General features: G+C 30.8%; 11 protein-coding genes. 9 read left to right on the top strand and 2 right to left on the bottom strand.

Annotation, left to right across the window (positions count from 1 at the left end; all coding sequences use genetic code 11):
* The first annotated feature begins 148 nt into the window (after positions 1-148).
* The 5 genes from B2217_RS11425 to B2217_RS11405 all read left to right on the top strand — a co-directional run bounded on the left by B2217_RS11425 (position 149) and on the right by B2217_RS11405 (position 10606).
* Positions 149-2464 (top strand): hypothetical protein, encoded by a 2316-nt coding sequence (locus B2217_RS11425; RefSeq protein ID WP_291093905.1) that lies wholly within the window; start codon positions 149-151, stop codon positions 2462-2464.
* Positions 2465-2674: 210 nt separating this feature from the next.
* Entirely contained in the window at positions 2675-6322 is a 3648-nt protein-coding gene (locus B2217_RS11420; RefSeq protein WP_291093907.1) for a hypothetical protein, read from the top strand.
* Positions 6323-6351: 29 nt separating this feature from the next.
* Entirely contained in the window at positions 6352-9483 is a 3132-nt protein-coding gene (locus tag B2217_RS11415) for a hypothetical protein (RefSeq protein WP_291093909.1), read from the top strand.
* A 62-nt stretch (positions 9484-9545) separates the two neighbouring features.
* Positions 9546-9860: a hypothetical protein gene (locus B2217_RS11410; protein ID WP_180906051.1), complete on the top strand. Its 315-nt coding sequence runs from the start codon at positions 9546-9548 to the stop codon at positions 9858-9860.
* A gap of 167 nt (positions 9861-10027) precedes the next feature.
* The gene (locus tag B2217_RS11405) at positions 10028-10606 is read left to right on the top strand and encodes a hypothetical protein (RefSeq protein ID WP_280046171.1); all 579 of its coding nucleotides are present in this window, start codon (positions 10028-10030) and stop codon (positions 10604-10606) included.
* A 226-nt stretch (positions 10607-10832) separates the two neighbouring features.
* On the opposite strand, the gene B2217_RS11400 is transcribed toward B2217_RS11405, so the two are convergent.
* On the bottom strand, positions 10833-13055 hold the full coding sequence (locus B2217_RS11400) for a TonB-dependent receptor (protein WP_291122611.1): 2223 nt from the start codon (positions 13053-13055) through the stop codon (positions 10833-10835).
* A gap of 68 nt (positions 13056-13123) precedes the next feature.
* Here B2217_RS11400 and B2217_RS11395 point away from each other — a divergent pair, with 68 nt between their 5' ends.
* Positions 13124-14227, top strand: coding sequence for a PepSY-associated TM helix domain-containing protein (locus B2217_RS11395; protein WP_291122609.1), 1104 nt, complete (start codon positions 13124-13126; stop codon positions 14225-14227).
* 5 nt (positions 14228-14232) lie between these two features.
* On the opposite strand, the gene B2217_RS11390 is transcribed toward B2217_RS11395, so the two are convergent.
* Complete coding sequence (locus B2217_RS11390) at positions 14233-14595, bottom strand: winged helix-turn-helix transcriptional regulator (protein WP_180906047.1); 363 nt, start codon at positions 14593-14595, stop codon at positions 14233-14235.
* Positions 14596-14752: 157 nt separating this feature from the next.
* Here B2217_RS11390 and B2217_RS11385 point away from each other — a divergent pair, with 157 nt between their 5' ends.
* The 3 genes from B2217_RS11385 (at position 14753) to murI (ending at position 17427) form a co-directional block, all read left to right on the top strand.
* Entirely contained in the window at positions 14753-15616 is an 864-nt protein-coding gene (locus B2217_RS11385; RefSeq protein WP_180906046.1) for an NAD-dependent epimerase/dehydratase family protein, read from the top strand.
* 9 nt (positions 15617-15625) lie between these two features.
* Positions 15626-16498, top strand: coding sequence for a pirin family protein (locus B2217_RS11380; protein WP_180906045.1), 873 nt, complete (start codon positions 15626-15628; stop codon positions 16496-16498).
* A 119-nt stretch (positions 16499-16617) separates the two neighbouring features.
* The gene (murI, locus tag B2217_RS11375; protein WP_280046169.1) at positions 16618-17427 is read left to right on the top strand and encodes a glutamate racemase; all 810 of its coding nucleotides are present in this window, start codon (positions 16618-16620) and stop codon (positions 17425-17427) included.
* Positions 17428-17460 lie beyond the last annotated feature (33 nt).

Genomic DNA, 17460 nt, shown 5'->3' with positions numbered 1-17460 from the left:
AGAATACAAAAAATATATCTAAAAAGCGAAGCCTTTTTGGACATGTATAACCTATACTTTTTTTATCGGACTTGCAAGTAAATAGAAATCTATAACCGAGCAAAGAAAGTTATAAATACTTTTTATCAAGACCCAAATTAAAATTATTATGAAAAAAAATACAGGAAAAATAATTAGAGTAGATAGTCTACCTCCAAAAATGGATCGTTTTACAAATGTCATTTATCAAGTATCTGTAACTGGTTCTCCAACTTATATAGATTATGCTATAGATGAAAATGGAGATATAAAAACCCCAACTTTAGATACAACATTAACAGAAAATAATTTTGGTAAAGTAAAAACGGTTAATGGACAAGAGCCTAATGAGAATGGAAATATTAAAGTAGATGATTATGTGCAAATTTATCATTCTGAAGAAGAATTACAAGATATTTTAGATAAAGGAATACGAGATAATATTTATTTTAATCATGACACAAAATCACTAGTTTTCGGACATTCTGATGGAGATGGTTACAGTAAATTTGAAATGAATGAATATTTGGAAAAACCAGTTAATGAGACTTCTGATGAAGATAAAAAAGTAGTTTTATATTCTGAAGACGAAGATAAATCTTATTATATTCCTTTATCCAAGGTTGCAGGTAATGTAAAAACAGTTGATCGTAAAGAACCTGATGAAAATGGTGAAATATATTTAGGAGTGTATACAAAAGTAGCAATACCACCAGAGAGAGAGCTTAATAGAGTTTTGTTAGGAGATGGTTCTACAAAAGCTCAAATAGAAACTCGTAGATATACATCTAATAATATAGTAGGTAGTGGTATTGAACAAACGACAAGTAGTTTAAAAATACCAAACATATATAAATTAGGAGGTTATACAGAATTTAGAAATGGTCCAGGGTTACGAAACGAGAATATGTATGGTACAAGAGTATGGTATGCTAAAGAAATGGTTATCACTACATGTTTTTTCAAGTATGGAGTAGAAGGCAAAATTGATTTTTATAGTACTAAAACTATGGAACTTGTAAGAAGTGTACCCATAAAAACATATTTGAATAGACCTAATGATGAGATTATAAATGTCATGGCGGATATAGATAAAGAAAACTTGAGAATCTATTTTGTATCTGCAAGTTTAGCAAATTCTTACAAGGCTATATATGTTTATGATTTTACTACAGACGCTATGAAAGAAATACCTGGAAGTACAGAGATTCTAGCTAAAAGTGCAGGTAGTGATTTTAGAAGTATACGTTATAATAAATATACAAATACTTTCACTTATCTACATAGAGAAAGTAGTCCAACAAACCCTGCAACTCAAATATGGAGTTCGTATGATTTTGACGTAAGTAATTTTGAAGACATAAAAATACTACCAAATCTTTTGTTTAATATAGTATATTCGACAGCTTACGACGATAATGTAAGTTTTACTAAAGATGGTGTATTCGTTACAAATAGCCAATATTGTATATTTGTAACTACATATAATGATCCCTATAGATATCAGATGACAAAAATAAATGCAACATCTGGTTCTTTTATAGTGCATACTCTTACATCTGCAGGAACTGCTTTAGCTGTAAGTTGTCTTACAGGAGATATCTGGGAAGTATATCCTTCATTAACAAAACCAGCAAGAAAACTTGGTACATTACCGCAACCAGCTAATAGGCTTAGTAGACCAATTATAGATAAGAACAATAATGTATATGTTTCTACAAGTGAAGATGGTTGGTTTCCTAACATATATAAATTTAAATTAGAGGATGGAGAACTTGATATACAATTAGCTTATCGAGGGGACTCAGCTTTATATGCAAAATATGTATCTTTTATGTGTACAGACGGTGAGAATATATATTTCACCCCAGCTAATAATGTAGCTCCTAATACACCTAGAAAGATATCACCTATAGGAGATAACAAAATACTAGGTATAAATAACAAAGAAGAGCTATTTCTTTTGGATATTACTCCAGAAGAGTTTATTCCACTTACAGGAACTGAACCTAATAAACCAATAACTGGACATATAGAATTAGCACCAAATGTAGCAATTAAATCTTCTAATTTATCTGGAGCTGGTATAATTATAAATGATGGTCAAGGTTATAATAATGCTAGTATATTTTTTGATTTAGGAGATCCATCAAATGGTACTTTATATGCAAGTACATATTTCTCTGATACATCATCTCCAGGAATGTCAGGAACGGTTTTAGCTCAAACTTATTATGTAGATCGAGAAGTTTCAAAAGCTTATATGGTTGATGATTCAATAGAACCTCTAACACTTGTAGATTTTAAATCGAAATATAATGAAGATATAAATAAAGAAAAACCATTTACTGTATATTTCCCTAATCTTTCTGATGAAGTAAAAAAGAAAATAATATTCTTAGGTAACGATACTTATGTAGAAGAAGTTATAAATAGTTTAAAATAAAATTCCTTACGACGACTTTTGGCGTATCTGCCATCTAAATTTGTCACTATAATAAAATAGAATACAAAAAATATATCTAAAAAGCGAAGCCTTTTTGGACATGTATAACCTATACTTTTTTTATCGGACTTGCAAGTAAATAGAAATCTATAACCGAGCAAAGAAAGTTATAAATACTTTTTATCAAACCATAAAAATTAAAAACAAAAAATGAGTACAAATGCATCACAAACATTATTCAGATTTACAAGTTTACGTAACCCTGAATTAGCGACTACAAAAGATAATCCAAGGTTTATTACAAGAGAGAATTATGTTGGAGGTTTCTTTGATGATATTTTAAAAGATAAAACAGATCAAAATCAAACAAAACTAACTTATTTAACATCTCGTGCGAAAGAGTTTAAAAGTCAAAATCATTATATTTCAACAGAAGATATTTTAAAATCAAAATATAATTATCTATATAATCTCAAATTCCCTCAATTAATTGCAGAGATTACAGAAATTTTTCAAAATAAAAATGCGCAACAAGTAACAGAAAATATTACTCTTACAACAGAGCAAGTTAAAGTCCTTTGGGATAATTTAATTTATCAGGTACTTACAGAAGAAAATTTTTATCTAAAAGAAAAGATTTTCGAAATTTTACGTAAACGTAATTATTTTACTTTTATCTATAATAAAGCAGAAAACCAAGCAACTAAAGAAGATTATGATAAGGTAAAAAATGCAAAAATTGTTATGCCTGATGAGTTATTTGTAGATGGTGTAAAACAAAGACCAAAGCTCCAAATTTCTCACTCTATTCTTACACAATTACAACAAAAAAATGAAAAATTACAGACTTTAACACAAGCTAAAGCTGAAAGAGAAAAATTGATTGAACTAAAGACAGAGTTTTCTAAAGCACAAACTATTTATCAGAAAAACTACGCTAAAGCTTTGAAACAAGAGCAAGCTACTTATGAAGAATCTATTCGTGTTGAAAGAGAAGCTTATGAATTGAGATTACTTCAAGCCGAAGCAAATTTAGCAGCAGATGTAACAGAAGCCCAACGAAAATTAGCTTTGGCAAATGTAGTAAAACCAGATTACGATACGTTTAATTTTACATTTAGAGAAGAATTAGATACAACATTTTTAGAAGAAAAATTATCGTCAGACTCTCTTACAATGTTAGATAATGTCCTTTCTAAAAAAACGATTAATATTGATTTAGAAGAAAATCAAGAAGCTGAACGACCTTCAGGTTTAATTAATTTTGATCAAGATGAATTTGAGTCTTTTAACGATGTTCTAAAAACAATTGACGAAAAAATTGCTTTACAAGATCAATTAATTATTGCTAATACTGAAATCGAAAAACAACAATTTGTAAATGTTGGTGGAGTATTGTTACCTATATCGAGTAAGATTAATGAAACGAGTACTTATAAATTAATATTAGTTCGAGTATATAACAATAGGGAGTTATTAAGAAATTTTAATATAGATTTAGTTATTCCTGATGGCTGGAGTGTGGTTAATGGTAAATTAACAATTAAAAATGCTAATGGATATGAAACATTTGAGAAAGACTATGATAATCAGAGTGGTAATACTGTAAGTTTTCAATCTTTATTAGGAGGTAATATAGATTCAACAGCCTATAGCTTAATATCAGAATTAAAATTTGAAGTATTTTTCTCTAACGGAGCTAAAGGTGAATTTGTTGCTTATAAAGTAGAATATGATAACCGTACTGGAACAGAAGGGGTTTTAAATATAATTTATAATGACACTAACGGTTCGGGAGGTACAAATAATAATACATATAATTCATCCGAAAATAATTTCATTCCATCAGGTTTTGGTGTTCGTCGATTAGGAATTGTAGATTATTTGAAAGTAGAGCAAAGTACGCATGCTTATGTTCCTGGAGAAGTCGCGCATATTGAGAATATTATGGCACGTGAATACCGAGAAAAATCGACTCGTCGTTTATCTCGAACAGAAGACACAACAACTTCATCATCAGAAACAGAACGTGAACAGTTAACAGACACAACCACAACAACGCGTTTTGAAATGCAGACAGAGATTGCAAAAATTATGTCAGAAACAACTGATATTGCTACCTACGCTAATGGAAAAAAATGGGGTATTGAGATGGGAGCGTCTTTTGCAAACAATCGATCAAAAGAAGAAAGTTCTCGTGCAGCAACTACCCAGGCACAAGATATTACTGCGAGAGCTTTGGATCGTATTGTATCTAAAGTAAAAGAGGAGCGCGTGCGTAAAGCCGTAGAAGAGTTTGAAGAAAACAATATGCATGGCTTTGATAATAGACAAGGAGATCAGCATGTTGTTGGTGTATACCGTTGGGTAGATAAAATTATGAAAAATCAAATCTTCAATTACGGAAAACGAATGATGTTTGAATTTATGATTCCTCAACCATCTAAGATTCATCGTTTAGCAATGGTGAATATGAACCCTACAGAAGTAATTGAAAAGCCTATTGATCCAAGAAAAGCGGAAGATTGGCATTTTGACTTAAATGCTTTTGTAACAGCAACAGGAATTGAAAAAATAACACAATTTAATGCGTTAAAGTATTGGGCAGGTGTATATAATGTAGAATTACCTAATTATACTGATGAAATTTACATAGGTAAAGCTTTTTCATTTGTCAGTACAGAAGCAGGAAATGGAAAAGACAATTGGGATGAAATTTTTGCTAAAGATGATTTTATTGAAATTCCTGAAGGGTATATTACAAAAAAAGCTAGGGCTTCAATTAGTTTCCCTTCTGGAGATTCTTATAACAAAATTTCAGTATCTGTAGGAAATAGAGTGTTTTATAGACCTAATTTTAATGTAGCTCCAGAAAATGATAGACCTATTACTGATGTGGATCAAATCCAATTAAATATTTCTCCATTTACAGGATCAATTCCTATCTCTATTTCTCAGATGGGGCTTCATACAGGTAATGTTAACATTGAAGTTAAATGTGAATTAACAGAATATGGTCGTCGATTATTGTTCAATAAAATTATTGAAGCATACGAAGAAGCATTAACAACTTATGAACAAAAAGTAAAAGAAGCTGGAGAAATTGCTACAAATATAAAAGAAACAAATGCAAATTTCTACCGTCAAATAGAAAGTGATGTTCTAAAACATAACTGTATGGCTTATTTGGTTGATCCTAATGCCTTAGGAACAGATTTAATTTTAAATGGAGACAGATTAAATGATATCCAAGTCAAATTAAATAAAAGTCTTGATGAATACACTTCTCTAGTTAAATTTATGGAACAAGCTTTTGAGTGGGACATTATGTCGTACAATTTCTATCCATATTTCTGGGGTGCTAAAAAAGATTGGGGAGAATTATATCAATCTGAAAGCATCGATCCTTTATTTCGTTCGTTCTTGCAAAGTGGAATGGCTCGAGTGGTAGTTACAGTAAAACCAGGCTTCGAAGATGCTGTACAATTCTATATGTCGACTGGTAAAATTTGGAGCGGAGGTGAAGTTCCTGTTATTGGAGATCCAATGTATTTATCTATTGTAGATGAAATGCGCGAACCAACAGGTGAAAAAGTAGGAAAATTCTGGATGACTAGAATTCCAACTTCATTGAATATTTTACAAGCAGAGAGTATCGGATTGAAAGTAGAGCAAGCTTTACCATATACAATAGAGGAAAAGACAAATTGTGAAAATCCAGATTTGATTATTGATTCTGAAAAATTTCCATTTAAAAATGAAAATGCTCTGTTAAATGGAGGTTCTTCCTCTAATGCAAATAATGAAATAGAAGAAGTTATTTCTGGTGATTGGACAGATACAACATCTGTAGATTAATATTTAGCTAACTTAAAAAAATAGATAAAATGTCAAAAAATATAGGAAAAATAATTCGTGTAAATAGTTTACCTCCAAAAGGAGAGCGTTTAACAAATGTCATTTATCAAGTAGCAGTCCCAGAGACTGCTACTTATATCGACTATGCGGTAGATGAGAATGGAGATATCAAAACTCCAACTTTAGATAAGTCTTTAGCTGAGAATGATTTTAGTAAAGTAAAAACAGTTAATAATGAAGTTCCTGACGAACAAGGAAATATTGATGTAAATGACTATGTCCAAATCTATAATTCAGAAGAAGAGTTACAAGAAATTTGGGATAATGGGATTCGTGATAAAATCTACTTCAATCATCAAACAAAAGATATGGTAATTGGACATTCCGATGGAGATGCTTATAGCTTGTTTAAAATGGATGAGTATTTAGATAAACCTATTACGACAGGAACAGATCAAGAACACCCTTATGTTGTAGTTGTGGATAATGAAGGGAATTCTGCTAAAAGAGATTTAGAGGATTTTGGTAAAATAAAAACTGTGAACAACCAAGAACCAGATGAAAATGGTAATATAAAAATAGAAGAAGAATTTGTAAAAAATGGTAATGGATGGTCATATAAATATGCAAAAGATAATCCTTTATTTTATGGTGAACAAGGAGAATATTCAATAAACTTATCATTTACAAATAACGAAAATACAGAAGAAGATTATAAATTTGGCTCAATTGGAAAATACTCTGTAGCAATGGGTCTTAATTCTTCTGCTATGGGTAAATCTTCATTTGTATCAGGAGAATCAAACAAATCTTCAGGTGATTATAATCATATAATTTCTTTTGGAAGTAAAATTATAGAAACTAGTGGTTTTGCTGAAGAGGGTGAAAAAAATACCAATGGTATATTTGGTGGTGGTGAAAATATTATTAAGGATAATTATGGAAGTGCTACTCTTGGAGGGTGGAATAATAGTATAATTGGTATTAGAGAACCTAAATTTGTTAATAATTATTCTCACGATAATGTAATAGTTGGTGGATATGAAAATACTCTTGATGTTGACCCATCTAATACAAATGCAGTTATTAGAGCGTGTGCTATAGTTGGTGGTAGAAAAAATAAAGGTCAAGGATTTTATCAACTTATTTCAGGTGCATATAATGAAGCTGTTACAATGGGAGAGACTATTGTTGGTGTTTATAGTACTATTCAAGATAAAACTATTTCTAATCGTGATTATGTACCTACAGCTAGAATGTTTAATGTTGGTATCGGGTATTGGAAAGGTTATAATCAAGATGTAATTCAAAAAAGACAAGATGGTTTATCCGTTTTTTGGAATGGTCTTGTTACAGCACCTACATCTTCTATTTCTTTAATTAATTCTAATAATAAATCATTAGTAACTAAAGAATATATTGATAATAGAATTAGTAGTTTATCAACTATAGATTTATCTAACTATTACAATAGAACTGAAACAGATAATTTAATAGATAATAAAACTGAATTTGTTAAAAGTGGAAATGGATGGAGTTTAAAACCTTATAAGGATAATGGTAATACAGGATTAAATTCTATTAATTTCGGTTATGATTCTTCAAAAAATACGGGCGAACGTTCTATGATTTTTGGAGGTAGAGGTGTTACAGTAAGCGGAATTGCTAGTGTTTCAATCGGAGGAGATAGTAACAATATTTCATCATCATCATCTTTAGCTATTGGTAATAATAATAATATTAGCGGAGGCGATAATAACTATGTTTTAGGTTATGGAAGTAGAGTTACAGGTCAAGGGAATTTTATACATACGAACGATGAACATGTAACTGTAACGGGTAATAAAAATACTTTATTTGGAGCAGATAGAGTTACTGTAAATAGCGGTGGTAATAATAACGTAATTGTTGGAGGTTCAGGAATTACTACAGGCATTGGTAGTTCAAATAATACTATTATAGGAGGAACTTCAACAAATATAGGAACTAAAGGTGATAATATTATAATAGGCGTTCAAAATAAAACTGATTTTCAGAAAGCTAAAATATTAGGTGATAATAATACAGCTTCTAATGATTCAGAAATAATTCTAGGAACCGCTGCTACAGATGTTAAATATACTTCAAATGATAATGTACTTAAAGTTGGTATGGGGACTTTAAGTGAGACCACAGGTTCAGTTACAGAGAGAAAAGATGCATTAATTGTAGATAAATCTGGTTTAGCTTACTTACCAACTTCAACAAAAGAATTAATTGAAGCGTCTTCAAAAGGTACTACTATCGTAACTAAAGATTATCTTACAGATAAAATAAATAATTTACCAATTCCTAGCGGTAATTATATTCCACTTACAGGAACTGAATCAGGTAAAAATCTTACAGGTTCTATTGAAGTAGCATCTGATAATTCCATTCCTATTTTTAAAAGCGGAAAAAGTAGTATCTCTTTTAAAGAAAATGAATTAGCTACAAAATTAATTTTCGATTATAACCAAGGTAATCTTAATTTAGGTTCATACACTATTTCAGACTATTCTTCAGGAGCAGGTAATGAAAAAATTTATACTAGAAAAGCAGGTGATATTATAGACTTTACTTCATTTAAACAATCAGTTGATGAGTTTTCTTCTAATATAGATTTATCTACAAAATCTAGTTTTAATAATTTATCTTTTGTTCAAAAATCATATGTAGATAAATCTATTGAAAAACAAATTACTTTTAAAGATGTTACTGATAATTATTTGGTAGAAAATTTTAATTCAAGAGAATTAATTATTGAAGCCAATATTAGAGGACAATCTGATAATCCTGCTGTAAATATTCCGTTATTCACTAATAGTAAAGGTAAAAAAGTAACTATAGTAAATTCAACATCTAAAACAGAAGAATATTCTTCAATTGAGATATATTCAGATGGAAGTGTTTTATTAGGAACTATTGAGCCTGGATTAAAAGTTACATTTATTTCAAATGGAACTAAATGGATTAAGATGGATAATATAATTTCTGCAGGAATAGGTACTAAAATAGATGAATATGGCAATGTAAATTTAGATTTAGATTGGTTAAAAATTTGGATCAATCAATACTTCCTATCTTTAGATGGAGGCACTGTAAATGGTACTGTAACTGCGAATGCTTTTATCGAAAAATAAAAAAATTTCAGAACCAAAAAGAATAGCCACTTTCGAGTGGCTTTATACCAACATATATGATTTTGAAAGGAGATACTCCAACTACTAAAAAAAATGTTACAAAGACAGAATTAATAGCTAATTATAATGTGGATGAAAAGTTATTGACAGGATATTTAGATAAACAGTTAATTACTAGAGAAAGATATGTAAGACATCTAGTAGTATTAGTTGGAGATAATTTTTCAAGATTTAATAACGAATCTTATCTTAATCTAATAATTATGAATCTAAATAATGGACAACCATTAAATACTTTTTCATTTTTAGAAAGTGATTTAATTTATACAAAGTGTGAAACAATGTTTAATTCAAATTTATATAATAGGAGGATTTAATAATTAAACGTATTTTTTATAATACCTAACATACAAATACCTTTAAAATATATAAATACAAAACAATATTCCTTTTCCTTCATCTATAAACTTTAACACATTGATTTTTAAGTATTCATTCTCAAATTGAGACATTTTTCTTAAATTAGTATTTAAACGAATGAAATATGAAAGCCTTATATACTTTATTTACAATTATTTGCTTATCGCAATTTAGCTATGCGCAATATTTTACTTTAACATCAAATGGATTTGTTTCATCTAAAGATAAAACTGATTATATCGTAATTGATAAACCAAATACCAAAAAAAATGAGTTATACAGAAATGTGTTGTCAGCCTTATCGAGTATGTACAAAGATCCAAAGGAAGTATTGAGTTTAGCCGAAAATGAAAGTATAACAATTAACGGGTATGAGCAGGAAGCGTTAGCCGTAAAACAAAAAATGAGTTATATGCAAATAGGAAAATCAAAGATGGAATATGACTTATCTTATTCGATTACAATTCTCTTTAAAGATGATAAAATTCGAATTAATCGACCTTCTTTTGAAGCAAGAAAGTGGAATTCGAGCATAGGAGATTATTATTATCTTCTATTGAATCCAACAAGCAAAAACAAAAATTCTATCTATAATAAAAAGAATGAGGTCGATTATCCTGACGCAGTAACTGGTTTGGAGAATCATTTTAATAAATTAATTCAAGAGATTTTAGATAAATCGAATAAAATTAATAATTGGTAATTGGTAGAAATTATAGAACCTCTCTATAGAAAATAAATTCAAAAAACTATTCTTTAAAAATTAAGAAACAGCCTATATATTTGTTCTCTCTTACCTATCCTACTCTACGATTTTTTTTACTTTATTAGTTTCAGAATTATTCCTGCAATTATTAATCTTATTTTTTAATTCGATGTTTAATTCCCTTAAAATAAAAAAGCGAATCAAAAGATTCGCTTATCATAAATTAAAAATTGTATGTAAAACTTAGATTAAAAGTTCTTCCTCGTCCAGCGTAATAAAACAATTCTGGAACTTTATATGCACTATACAAAACTTGTGATTTTGCACTCCAAATTGTTTGATAATCTGTATTAAAAATATTTTGAACACCTAAATTAATTTTACCGAAAGGTAATTTGTAAGCAATCATTAAATCTGATGTATTGTATGAATCAATCACATTCTCCAATCCATCAGTGTATTTGAAGCTTTGCAAAGTTTGAAATCTAAAATTCCAATTATCAAATCCATAACCTGCGTAAGCTGTAAATTTAGAAGGTCCAGAAGTTGAAACATCTTGTTTTTGCCAATCACCATTTTTCTCCACTTCAGATTTGATTAACAATGTATTTGCTCCAACATAAAATCCTCCATTTGTATAAGAAACCTCTGTTTCTACGCCCATATTTCTTAATTTCTGATCAACTACTTCTACCCAAAGATTTAATCCATCACGTTTTAAAGCAATATTTTTGTCGGAATTACTGATAAATCCAGAGATTTGTCCTTTAAATCCATTATTTGTTCTGAAACGATAACCAAGTTCAAATTGTCCTGTTTTCACACCAGAAAGAGGAGAATCTTTTACATTCACACTCGAACTTAAATCCCAATTATTGGTTGCAGAATTAAATTTATAATTTCCATATCCATAAAATTTTGATGGATCAGCTAATGAAACTCCTTGTGAATAAGTTGTCCAAATTTGGTTCAATTCATTAATTTTATATAACAAACCAGCATTTAGCATCGTCATATTATAGCTACTTTTTCCACCTGGAATATAATCGGCACTGTTTCCATAACCATTAGCGATTTGCAATTGTTGAGTAGAACCAATAAAATCATCCAACTTAATTGAAATATCTTGGTAACGAATTCCTCCCGAAACTTTCAATTGGGGTAAAATATCATACTCAGCTTGCGCATATCCAGCAAAACTTGTAGAATGATTAGTTGGATAACGATCAATCGTTAAAACAGTGTGATTAATCATTCCTCCACTTGATAATGACTTCTGAGAATCAAATACATTTTGTTGACCTTCAAACTTTTCAAAATCAACATCTGCACCGTATGTTAATTTCAATTTTCCCCAATCTTTGACCAAAACAGCTTTTAGACCCGAATAATACGTATCCTGTTGAGAAGCCGACATATAAGGACTTGTCCCAGAAGGCAACGTTAAATTACCTGGGAATGGATAAAATCCTAATTTTTCAACACGAGAAGCAAATTGAACATACACATCTTGCCCTCCTAAAATATTCGTTCCATTATAACTCAATGTTCCCATTACACGCTCTGTTCCTGGATTTTTATCCGTATCAAAACCATCACGCATCTCCAAAACAGAAGCATCTCCTTTGGTTAAAACACTAATGTTTTCACCTAAATATAAACTACGATCTCCACTATATTTGGAACGATAATATTGCACAGATCCATTGATTTGATGATTCGGATTGAATTTATAACCTGCTGTTGCCAACACATCAATAGATTGATTATATTGTAAATCTAATTGCGAAATATCTGCAAATATTTGATCTCCATCTGCATCATAAGCTCCACCATTTTGTTGAAAAGCAACAGCCAAACGTCCCGTAAATTTATCATCTTTGTAACCAATAGATTGAGCAGCGCGCCAATCATGATCATCACTACCTGAAAAACCTGTACGTAAACCAAATTCTGTTTCGCCACTAATTCCATTTTTTAGTGCTTTTTTCGTTACAATATTGACAATACCACCTGTCGCATTTCCGCCATAAATTGCGCTTGCACCAGATAAAACCTCAATTCTTTCAATATTAAATGGATCTATCGCATCCAATTGACGACTTATGTTACGGATACTGTTTAAGGAAACACCGTCTATCATCACTAACATCGAACGTCCACGCATATTCTGACCATAATTTGATCTTCCTTGCGAACCAACATCCATCCCTGGAATCATAATCGCTAAAGCTTCTTTTAATGGAACACCATTTTTAGCTTGTTGCGCAATTTGTTCTTGATTGATCACCCAAACAGTTCCTGCCAAATCAGATATTTTTGTAGGTTTTCTTGAAGCAACTACCACAACATCATTCAAATCTGTGGATATACTATCATTCGTTTGGGCATATGACAGCGAGGCACTCCCAAATAAAATTGTTAAACAGATGATATTTTTTTTCATAGTGTGTTTTTAAATAATTTATATTTGCTGCAAATATAATTTTTATTTATTCTAAATTAATTTTATTAATGAAAAAATATTTTCTTTTTCTTCACAAATGGCTTGGATTATTTACAGGTATTATTATTTGTATTGTAGCAATAACAGGAGCTATCTTTTGTTTTCAAGATGAAATAAAAGATGCACTGTTTGATTATAGAAAAGTTGAAATTGTTCATCAACCATTCATAAAACCAAGTGAAATTATTCTTAAAGTACAAGACAAAAATCCTAAACATGTTGTTCTTCGAGTGATGTATATGGATAAAGATCGATCAACTGTTGTGATGACGATGGATGATAAAAAAGAATCTTACTTTGTATATGTCAATCCATATTCAGGGAAAATCTTACATCAAGAAAATATGAAACAAGATTTTTTCTTGGTGATACAATACATTCATATGAATCTTTTATTGGGTGATATCGGAAAAAATATAATTGGTTTTTCGACTGTTATTTTTATCATGATTATGATAAGTGGATTAATACTTTGGTGGCCCAAAAAGAGAAAACAAGCTAAAAATGGATTAACGATAAAATACAAAGCAAAATGGAAACGCATCAATTATGATTTGCATAATGTATTAGGATTTTATGCTTTTAGCATTGCTTTTATTGTCGCTTTATCAGGTATTGCATTTAGTTTCAAACCTGTTCGCAATTCATATACACAAATTGTTAATCTTGGAAAATCATTTCCAAATGAAGAAAAAGGATATGTCTATCAGCCTAAAAAAATGTTAGAAGACAATTACACTATTGTTGATTCGGCATATGCTTATAGTTTAAAAAATAGTCCAACAGCTTCTATGTATTGGATTTATTTACCTGTTCCTGATAAAAATCCTTTAGCCGTAAGAGCATATCATAAAAGTTTGCGTTATTATGCGGTTGACGAATACCAATTTGATTCGAAACAATTTCAAGTTTCTAAATTAATGAATGAGAATTTATCAAATGGTAAAAAGTTTGCAAACTCAATGTACGACATCCATACAGGACAAATATTAGGTTTATTTGGTAAAATATTAGCCTTTACTTCTTCAATAATTGTGGCAAGTTTACCCATTACAGGTTTTATTATTTGGCGGAATAAAAAACGAAAGCAGAAAAAAACTATTCGTTCATAAAGATTTTAAAATTCATTAATCATTTTCATCCGATGATTTTTACCCCAATCAACCAAAACATCTATGATTTCTTTAGTCGTTTTACCATAATCCGTAATTGAATACGCAACGGTTACAGGTTTGGTATTTTGAACTTCACGATACACCATTTTATTGACTTCCAAGTCTTTCAATTCTTTCGATAACATTTTCGCCGAAATTCCCTCAATATCACGTTCCATCTTCTTAAACGTATTCGTATCTCTTTCACGTATAATCAAATAATGTAAAACAAGAAGCTTCCATTTTCCACCTAAAATATCAAGTGTATCATTCATTGCAAGTAAATTTTCTGTACAAAGTGGCGGATCTGATAACGGTTTTTTCATAAATCACTTAATTTTAAATTAGTAGTTACCTCAAGTAAACTGATAGTAAAGATAAGTTTATTCGGGTGTAAATTTGAATATAAATTAAAAATCTAATAACAAATGAAATACTACTCATGAGTATTCCATATAACTATTAAAAACAAAATAAATACATATGAAAGAAATAGTCTTAATCACTGGTGCCAATAGTTTTATCGCAAAACATTTAATTCCGATTCTTGAAAAAGATTATACTATTAAATTATTAACGCGATCGCCAAAAGCTGAAAACGAGTTTGCTTGGAATGTTCATGAAAAAACAATCGATCCAAAAGCCTTAGATGATGTCAATTATATTGTGCATTTGGCGGGTTCTAAATTGAATGACGGAACGCCTTTAACCGATGAACGTAAAGCATTGATTTACGAAAGTAGGATTGGTGCTTCGGATTTTTTGAGAGCTGAATTAAAAAAACGTCAACAAAAGTTAACGGCTTTCGTGTCGGCATCAGCAATTGGTTATTATGGTTACCAAGATAATACCTTGGAAATTGATGAAAATGGACAACGAGGTGTTGGTTTTTCTGCGGATTTAACCGAAGATTGGGAAAAAGCAGCAGATCGTTTCAAAGAAGATTCGGTTGCGAATCACGTTTCAAAAATACGAGTTTCCTTAGTTTTAGGGAAAGAAGCGGGGATTTTCCCGATGTACGAATCGTTGGTAAAAAATAATCCAAGTATCGTTTCTCAACAAAATAATGGTGCTGTTCCTTGGAATCATGTCGATGATATGGCGGGAATTTTTGCGTTTGCAGTTCAGAAAAAATTAGATGGTGTATACAATTCGGTGGCTCCAAATCCAGCTTCACAACAAGATATTTACAAAGAAATTTCAAACGAATTGCATTTGAATACTACTCAAGAAATTACACCTTTTCATGGACAACATTTGGTGGCACATAAAATTCAAAAAGAGGGTTATCAATTTAAATTTCCTACAATTCAAGAAGCGATTCACGCTATTTATCAAGAAAAATAATCAGTTGAAATGGCAATAAGAAACATAGAAAAAATACTACATCCCGGCACGTTCAATTGGGTTGGCGATGCTTTTTATACGACTTCTTTTATTGGTAAAAGCATTTCGAGACGACGAATGGATCCGTTTTTTGCTTTGGGCTACAATGCGGATATTCATTTCGATGCAGAAGAATTTCCTCGTGGCGTTGGCGCACATCCGCACAAAGGTTTTGAAACCGTGACTTTGGCATACCAAGGAAAAATTGCGCACAAAGACAGTCGCGGAAATCACGGTGTGATTGGAGAAGGCGATGTACAATGGATGACGGCTGGTTCGGGAATTTTACATCAAGAATACCATGAAGAAGAGTGGGCAAAACAAGGCGGAACGTTTCAAATGGTGCAGATTTGGATGAATTTACCAGCGAAAGACCGCGAAACGGCTCCACATTATCAGGATTTGTTGTTTGATAAAATGACGCGAATTCCATTAGATGGCGAAACGAGTTTTGTAAACGTAATTGCAGGAGAATACAAAGGCGAAAAAGGAATTGCAACGACATATTCGCCGATCAATATGTACAATGTGTATTTACAAAATGGTATAAAAGCGGATTTTAACTTTCCAAACAACTACAACACAGCGATTTTGGTGATTGCAGGAAGTGTAAAAGTGAATAATACAGAAATTTTGAAAAAAGACACTTTTGCTATGTTTGAGAATAACAATGGCGAAGATTTTTCTATCACTTCAACAAGTGATAATACGATTGTTTTGGTAATGAGTGGCGAACCGCTTAACGAACCAATTGCGCATTATGGACCATTTGTCATGAATACACAAGAGCAATTACAGCAAGCTTTTGAAGATTTTAAAGCAGGAAAATTTGGGATGTTGTAAGAAATGTTTTGAATAGAAATATAGAAAGGCTAATCGCGAAGATTAGCTTTTTTTGTGTCAATAATTTCTATTTGATGTCAATTCATTTTGTAATTTTGTTCATTAAATAAGAAGGTAAAATGCAAGGACCAATTGGTGTTTTTGACTCTGGTTATGGTGGATTAACCGTTTTCAAAGAAATACAGAAAAAACTTCCGCAATACGATTATATCTATTTAGGTGATAATGCTCGTTGCCCTTATGGAATTCGTTCGTTTGAGACGGTTTATGAATATACCAAAGAATGCGTTTTTAAATTGTTTGATTTAGGATGCAATTTGGTTATACTTGCTTGCAATACAGCCTCTGCAAAGGCTTTACGAACAATTCAGCAAAACGATTTACCCGAAGGTAAAAGAGTTTTGGGTGTTATTCGCCCAACAACAGAATCGATAAATGAATACACTAAGAATAACAAAGTCGGAATTTTAGCTACGCAAGGAACTGTTTTGTCCGAATCGTATAAAATTGAGATGAACAAATTTCATCCAACAATTGATGTTTTTCAATTAGCTTGTCCACTTTGGGTTCCTTTGGTTGAGAATAATGAAATTGATAGCAAAGCTGCGCACGATATTGTAGAAAAAGATATTCAACGCTTATTTGATCAATCATCCGAAATCGATACAATTGTATTGGCTTGCACACATTATCCGCTTCTTCTTCCTGTGATTTCGCAATATGTACCAGAAAATGTAACAATTCTTTCGCAAGGAGAATTGGTAGCGAATAAATTAACTGACTATTTACATCGCCATCCCGAAGTAGAAACACAATGTTCAAAAAATGGAAATCTTACATTTTATACGACAGATGATGCGAAAAGTTTTGAAGCAAATACGACAATTTTTTATGGTCAGAAAATTACTGCTTCACATTTAGATGTCTAAAATATTTTTTCAGAAAAATACAAATAATAAAAC

The organism is Empedobacter sp. UBA7620 (assembly GCF_002484185.1).
GTDB lineage: Bacteria > Bacteroidota > Bacteroidia > Flavobacteriales > Weeksellaceae > Empedobacter > Empedobacter falsenii_C.
The sequence above is the reverse complement of the archived record's forward strand: the minus strand, read 5'-3'. Positions and strand labels throughout refer to the sequence as shown.